This is a genomic window from Mesorhizobium sp. M7A.F.Ca.CA.003.01.2.1 (assembly GCF_003998945.1).
Lineage (GTDB): Bacteria > Pseudomonadota > Alphaproteobacteria > Rhizobiales > Rhizobiaceae > Mesorhizobium > Mesorhizobium ciceri.
Window position 1 is genome coordinate 1 of record NZ_RZRA01000227.1, and the last position, 6,537, is coordinate 6,537.

Here is a 6,537-nt window from a genome sequence, read left to right on the forward strand (position 1 = left end):
TTCCTGAGAAAGCCCATGGCGCTTTGCGTCAAAGAGATGGAGCGGATCAATCGTAGGTCAGGTCGGTCGCCTTGCCGCCGAACACCCGGTAGGCATAGAAGGAATAGAAGATGATGATCGGCAGCACCACCACGGTGCCGGCCAGGATGATGGCCAGGCTTTCCGGTGCCGAGGCTGCCTGCCAGATGGTCAGGCGATCCGGCACCACGAACGGGTAGAACGACCAGGCGAGGCCGGCAAAGCCAAGCGCGAAGATGGCCGCCAGCGTCAGGAACGGCGTCAGTGAATGGCGGTCGTCGGGCTTCGGCAGATGGAAGGTCTGCCGCCACAGCCACAGAAACAGCAGCGCCGACAGGATCGGCAGCGGCGACAGATAAAGCATCTCCGGCCAGACGAACCATTTGTCGAAGATGCGCGGGCTGGCGAAGGGCGTCGCCAGCGACACCGCGGCCATGCCGAGTGCGGTCAGCACCAGCGTCGTGCGCAGCCAGCGCACCGCCTTCTTCTGCAGCTCGCCTTCGGTCTTGTAGATCACCCAGGCGGCACCCATCGCCGCGTAGGCGGCGGCAAGGCAGAACGCCACCAGCACGCCGAACGCCATGCCGCCGAGGCCGACATCGAGGCCGAGCACATAGACACCCAGCATGTAGCCCTGCGCCAGTGAGGCGATGAGCGAACCCAGGAAGAAAATACGGTTCCAGCGATGCTTCCGGCCAGCTGGCACCTTGGCGCGGAAATCGAAGGCAACGCCGCGCAGGATCAGCCCGAGCAAAAGCACGAAGACCGGAATGTAGAGCGCCGTCAGGATGACGCCATGCGCCAGCGGGAAGGCGACCAGCAGCAGGCCGACGGCCAGCACCAGCCAGGTTTCGTTGGCGTCCCAGAACGGGCCGATCGCGGCAATCATCGTATCCTGTTCGGCGTCTTCGGCGGCGGCGAACAGGATGCCGATGCCGAGATCGAAACCGTCGAGAATGACGTAGATCAGGATGGCGAGGCCCATCAGGCCGGCGAAGATGAGGGGAAGCGCGGTTGGCCAGTCGAAGCTCATCTTCTTCTCCTACTCGCCAGCCGCCGGCTGTGACATGGCGGCGTTCATGACGCCCGGCAGCGGCGATGAATCGCCGTCCTTCGCCGCCTTCAGCGCCAGGTGCACCAGCACGCCGAGATAGGCGATCAGCAAAAGCACATAGAGAACGAGGTAGGTCGCCAGCGTCAGCGCGACATGGCTGCCCGCCACCGGGCCGACCGCGTCTGCCGTTTTCAGCACGCCCGTCACCAGCCAGGGCTGGCGGCCGATTTCGGTGGTGTACCAGCCGGCCAGCGTCGCCAGCCAGCCCGACAGCGCCATCGGTACCATCAGCATGGCGAGCGGCTTCGGCAGGCTGTGCCGGCGCTTGAGGAAGAAGGCCGCCGACCATGAGACGAGCAGCATCGATATGCCTGTGCCGACCATCACGCGGAAACCCCAGAACACCGGAAAGACCGGCGGATGGTTGCCGGGATAATCGTTCAGTCCCGGCACGACACCGCTGGTCGAGTGCCGCAGCACCAGGCTGGCGCCGTCGGGAATGGCGATCTCGAATTTGTTTTCCTTCGCGGCCTCGTCGGGCAGGGCGAAGAGCACCAGCGGCACATTGGGGCCGGTGTTCCAGTTGGCCTCCATGGCGGCGATCTTCTGCGGCTGGTGCTCCAGCGTGTTCAGCCCATGCTGGTCCCCGGCGAAGATCTGAATCGGGATCAGGATCGCGGCCGTGAAGACGCCGGTGCGCAGCGCCTTCCACATCGATTCCGAACGGTCGCCGGTGAGATAGCGCAGCGCCGACAGGCCAGCGACCAGGAACGACACCGTCAGCCCGGACGCCAGCAGCATGTGGGTCAGCCTGTAGGGCATCGACGGGTTGAAGATGATTGCCCACCAGTCGACCGCATGCGCCACGCCGTCGCGCATCTCGAAGCCGGCCGGCGTCTGCATCCAGGAATTGAGCGCGATGATCCAGAACGCCGAGACGGTGGTGCCGCCGGCGACAAGCACCGTCGCCAGTGTGTGGATGCGGTTGGAAACGCGGCGGAAGCCGAACAGCATGATGCCGAGGAAGGCCGCTTCGAGGAAGAAGGCGGTGAGAATCTCGTAGGCCAGCAGCGGCCCGGCGATGTTGCCGACCTTTTCCATGTAGCCCGGCCAGTTGGTGCCGAACTGGAAGCTCATGGTGACGCCCGAAACCACGCCCATGGCAAAGGACAGCGCGAACACCTTCACCCAGGTGAAATAGGCGCGCATCCAGGCGGAATCGTTGGTCGCGTTGTAGCGCAGCTTGAAGAACAGCAGCACCCAACCCAGCGCAATGGTGATCGTCGGAAATAGAATGTGGAATGAAATATTCGCGCCGAACTGGATACGCGAAAGTATGAGCGGGTCCATGATGGGCTCCGGCTGCTGCAAATACTCGCGAAGAATAGGCCCGAAGCGAGTTCAGGTCAAAGCGGCGTCCTGCCGCGAGGCTGAACGCCACAGGACAATTTTGCCGGTTGCATGCCGCGCAACTCCGGGCCTGTGCGCCGCACCTGCAATGGCCGGCCGGCAACGATTGTCGAGAACTGTCAGCAGGGCATTGACTTGCGGTTGCAAGCACCGACATTCGGCCTATATCAGGGGACCTCTTCAAGCAGCCGTTTTCATCCATGCCTTCCATCCTGTCCATTTCCGGGGTCTCCAAGACCTACGCCACCGGTTTTACCGCGCTCAAGGAAGTCAATCTCGACATTCAGCGCGGCGAAATCTTCGCGCTGCTTGGGCCCAATGGCGCCGGCAAGACGACGCTGATCTCGATCGTCTGCGGCATCGTCAACCGCTCGTCGGGCACCGTCACCGTCGACGGCCACGACATCAACAAGGATTATCGCGCCGCGCGCGGTCTGATCGGGCTTGTGCCGCAGGAACTGACCATCGATGCCTTCGAGAGCGTCTGGGCGACGGTCAATTACAGCCGTGGCCTGTTCGGCAAGCCGGCCAACCACGGCTTTGTCGAGAAGGTGCTGCGCGATCTCTCACTGTGGGACAAGAAGGATGCCAAGGCGATCACCCTGTCGGGCGGCATGAAGCGCCGGCTGATGATCGCCAAGGCGCTGTCGCATGAGCCGCGCATCCTGTTCCTCGACGAGCCGACCGCCGGCGTCGACGTCGAGCTGCGCCAGGACATGTGGGCGATGGTGCGCCGGCTGCGCGAGGACGGCGTCACCATCATCCTCACCACGCACTATATCGAGGAAGCCGAAGCGATGGCCGACCGCGTCGGCGTCATCAACCGCGGCGAGATCATCCTGGTCGAGAACAAGGCCGAACTGATGCGCAAGCTCGGCCGCAAGCGGCTGGTGCTGGAACTGCGCAATCCGCTGACGGCCATTCCCGAGGCGCTCTCGCGCTATGCGCTGGAATTGTCGCCCGATGGCGGGCAGCTGACCTACACCTATGACAACCAGGCCGAGCGGCCCGGCGTCGCCTCGTTGATGCGCGATCTCGAGGCCGGCGGCATCCAGTTCCGCGATATCGACACGCAAAACTCTTCGCTCGAGGAGATCTTCGTCAATCTGGTGAGGAGGGAGCCATGAACCTTCGCGCAGTATGGGCGATCTACCGGATGGAAATGGCACGTGCTTTCCGCACCGTGCTGCAGAGCATCGTCTCGCCGGTCATCTCGACGTCGCTGTATTTCGTCGTCTTCGGCTCGGCCATCGGCTCGCGCATCACCGAGATCGACGGCATCAGCTACGGCGCCTTCATCGTGCCGGGTCTGATCATGCTGTCGCTGTTGACGCAGTCGATCTCCAACGCCTCCTTTGCCATCTATTTCCCGAAATTCGTCGGCTCGATCTACGAGCTTCTGTCGGCGCCGGTCTCCTATCTGGAGATCGTCATCGCCTATGTCGGCGGTGCCGCGACCAAGTCGATCATCCTCGGCCTGATCATCCTGGCCACCGCCTCGCTGTTCGTGCCGCTCACCATCCTGCATCCGTTCTGGATGCTCGCCTTCCTGGTGCTGACGGCGGTGACCTTCAGCCTGTTCGGCTTCATCATCGGCATCTGGGCGAAGAGTTTCGAGCAGCTGCAACTGGTTCCGCTGCTGATCATCACGCCGCTGACCTTCCTCGGTGGCAGCTTCTATTCGATCAACATGCTGCCCGAGGTCTGGCGCACGATCACGCTGTTCAACCCGGTCGTCTATCTGATCAGCGGTTTCCGCTGGAGCTTCTACGGCAAGTCCGACGTCTCGGTCGGCGTCAGCCTCGGCATGACGGTCGTCTTCCTGCTGATCTGTATAACGATCGTCGCCTGGATCTTCAGGACAGGGTATCGGTTGAGGAATTGACGGCAGAACGCCGCCAGGTCTGTTGAGATTCAGGTCAGGCCGAGTCGAAAATGGCGGATTCCGAGAACCGGAGCGGAGCGTACTTTTCGTACGTGAGCACCGGAAGCGCAGGAAGCCGCCATTTGCAGGCCGGCCTCACCTGAATATCGATACATCTAGATCGCCTTGACCAGCCGCAGCAACCCCAGCATCTCGACATACGTCCCCTTGCGGAAAGCGATGTAGACCGGCTCCTCGACACCGTGGAAGCGGCGCTTGAAGGCCGCCTGGCCCTGCAGGTTGAACCTGCGGCGATTGACCCAGGGCGAATCGTAGGCGCGCTGGAAGGCATTGCGCCAGAAATCGCTTTCGGCAAAGCCGCTTGGCCCGATATCGAGCATCGGCGACAGGCCGAGCGTGACCACCGAGATGCCCTCTTCGCGAAAACGATCGACGGCGAATTTGGTCAGGCCGACCTCGGCATGCGGCGAAGCGTCGATATGCTTGCGCTTGAAGGCCGTCGTGTAGCCGATGACCTTTCCGTTGCGGCACAGCGGGTCGAAGTCGAGCAGAGCGACCAGTCCGCCGTCGGGACCGTGCAGGACGAAACGGCGCATGTCGGTGCCGAGATGGTCGGCAAAGTTGCGGTTGAGAAAGCCCATCTCCCAGCGCTTGACGATGCGGTCGCCGCGCCAGTTTTCCGAAAGCCGGGCAATTTCATCCAGAAAAATCGTGCGCTTGTCCTCGTCGAACGAAAAGCCTTTCTTCAGCAGCCAGCGCTCGGAGTAGCGCACGGTCTCGTTGCGCTTCCCGGAAAAATCATGCTCGGGCAGGGTGAGGCGGGTGTCGATGCCGAGGCGATTGACCTTGTAGCCAAGGCCGGCCAGCACGCGTGCGGTGTCCTCGCCGACCTGCACGAACCACGGGCTGCCGGCGGTCTCGACGAAGCGCTTGATGTAATCGGCCCGACGCGCCGGAGCCGCCACCGGGTCGCCGAGCGCGAAATGGTGCTTCATCTTGGTACCGAAGGCGATGTAGCCGTCGGCGTCGCCGAAATAGGAGAGCTTGCCTTGCACGGCGGTGGAATAGGCGAGCGAGAAGTCGCCATAGCGGCGCACCAGTGCCAGGCGTTCGACATGGGTCAGCGCCTGCCGCTCGACCTCGGGCGCGGCGGCCTCAAGGATCTTGTCGAAATAGAACCGCAAGGAGGGCATGGTCGAGATTCCGCGTGCCGCCTACAGCGCCGGCCGTCCAGGACGCGCCAAGGTGCTGTAACACTTTGATTCTGCGCATGACTCGAAAATCGGAGTCGATTTCGGGCATGCGCGTGGGGATAACCGAGACCCGCCAGCCACCCCGAGCCTCGAATCAATCACATTGCCGCGACCTGATTACCGTTGATATCGCGCATATGCCATATAGAGCGCAACCGCGGCCCGGCGTACGGAGCTAATTCGCATCGCTCGAAATTTCGGCCGCGGTTTGCTGCAGGGATCCTGCGCGGGATCAAACGGTTACAGCGTCCTGCCAGCCTGGCGTCGAACGGGATTCGAGTGAATGACTGATACGACAATCAGATCGGTTGTGGATCTGCCGGCCAAGGTCGAGCCGGCAATCGTCGTCGGCGCCGGTGCTGCCGGGCTGGCCGTCGCGCACGCCTTGATGAACGCCGGCGTGCCGACGGCGATCCTGGAAAAGGAAAGCCGGTTGGCTGAGCCATGGCACCGGCGGCACCAGCAATTGCATCTCAACACCCACCGCGATCTTTCTTCGCTGCCTGGTCTCCCCTATCCACCCGGCACCCCCGCCTTTCCGCACCGGACGGTCGTCATCCGCCACATGAATGATTTCAGGGAGGAAAACCGGCTGCCGGTGCAGTTTGGCGTCGCTGTCGAAGAGATTGCCTTCAAGGGCGATCACTGGGCGGTACGGACCAGCGCTGGCCTGCGGCTGGCCCGCAATGTCGTCGTCGCCACCGGCCGCGACAGGCAGCCGTTCATTCCCGAATGGAAAGGCATGAAGGATTTCGTCGGGCGCATCATCCATTCGGCGGATTTCGGTGACGCACAGGCCTATGCGGGCCAGAAAGTGCTGGTCGTCGGCGCTGGCAATTCGGGTTTCGATGCGCTCAATCATCTGGCCGGCATAGACACGGCCGCCATCTGGCTGTCGGCCCGCAGCGGTCCCGCCC

At 62.8% G+C, this 6,537-nt stretch carries 6 protein-coding genes; 3 read left to right on the forward strand and 3 right to left on the reverse strand.

The genetic code is table 11. The annotated features are described in order from the left end of the window. Nucleotides 1-46 precede the first annotated feature (46 nt). Both EN969_RS11930 and EN969_RS11935 read right to left on the reverse strand, forming a co-directional pair. The gene (locus EN969_RS11930; RefSeq protein WP_013528683.1) at nt 47-1,051 is read right to left on the reverse strand and encodes a cytochrome d ubiquinol oxidase subunit II; all 1,005 of its coding nucleotides are present in this window, start codon (nt 1,049-1,051) and stop codon (nt 47-49) included. A 9-nt stretch (nt 1,052-1,060) separates the two neighbouring features. Continuing rightward, on the reverse strand, nt 1,061-2,422 hold the full coding sequence (locus tag EN969_RS11935) for a cytochrome ubiquinol oxidase subunit I (protein ID WP_063169629.1): 1,362 nt from the start codon (nt 2,420-2,422) through the stop codon (nt 1,061-1,063). A 260-nt stretch (nt 2,423-2,682) separates the two neighbouring features. On the opposite strand from EN969_RS11935, the gene EN969_RS11940 reads away from it, so the two are divergent. After that, nucleotides 2,683-3,609: an ABC transporter ATP-binding protein gene (locus EN969_RS11940; RefSeq protein ID WP_024502216.1), complete on the forward strand. Its 927-nt coding sequence runs from the start codon at nt 2,683-2,685 to the stop codon at nt 3,607-3,609. After that, on the forward strand, nt 3,606-4,367 hold the full coding sequence (locus tag EN969_RS11945) for an ABC transporter permease (protein ID WP_013528680.1): 762 nt from the start codon (nt 3,606-3,608) through the stop codon (nt 4,365-4,367). The genes EN969_RS11940 and EN969_RS11945 overlap by 4 nt, the downstream gene beginning before the upstream one ends. Nucleotides 4,368-4,522: 155 nt before the next feature. Here EN969_RS11945 and EN969_RS11950 read toward each other — a convergent pair whose 3' ends face one another. Then, nucleotides 4,523-5,560, reverse strand: a complete 1,038-nt coding sequence (locus tag EN969_RS11950) for a phosphatidylglycerol lysyltransferase domain-containing protein (protein WP_063169630.1) — start codon at nt 5,558-5,560, stop codon at nt 4,523-4,525. A 343-nt stretch (nt 5,561-5,903) separates the two neighbouring features. On the opposite strand from EN969_RS11950, the gene EN969_RS11955 reads away from it, so the two are divergent. After that, on the forward strand, nt 5,904-6,537 hold a 634-nt coding region (locus tag EN969_RS11955), incomplete at its 3' end, for an NAD(P)/FAD-dependent oxidoreductase (protein WP_164758229.1).

Excerpts from the sequence above, each read along its gene's own strand:
- EN969_RS11935 (WP_063169629.1), bottom strand. The coding sequence starts at position 2,422 with ATGGACCCGCTCATACTTTCGCGTATCCAGTTCGGCGCGAATATTTCA.
- EN969_RS11950 (WP_063169630.1), bottom strand. The coding sequence starts at position 5,560 with ATGCCCTCCTTGCGGTTCTATTTCGACAAGATCCTTGAGGCCGCCGCG.
- EN969_RS11930 (WP_013528683.1), bottom strand. The coding sequence starts at position 1,051 with ATGAGCTTCGACTGGCCAACCGCGCTTCCCCTCATCTTCGCCGGCCTG.
- EN969_RS11940 (WP_024502216.1), top strand. The coding sequence starts at position 2,683 with ATGCCTTCCATCCTGTCCATTTCCGGGGTCTCCAAGACCTACGCCACC.
- EN969_RS11945 (WP_013528680.1), top strand. The coding sequence starts at position 3,606 with ATGAACCTTCGCGCAGTATGGGCGATCTACCGGATGGAAATGGCACGT.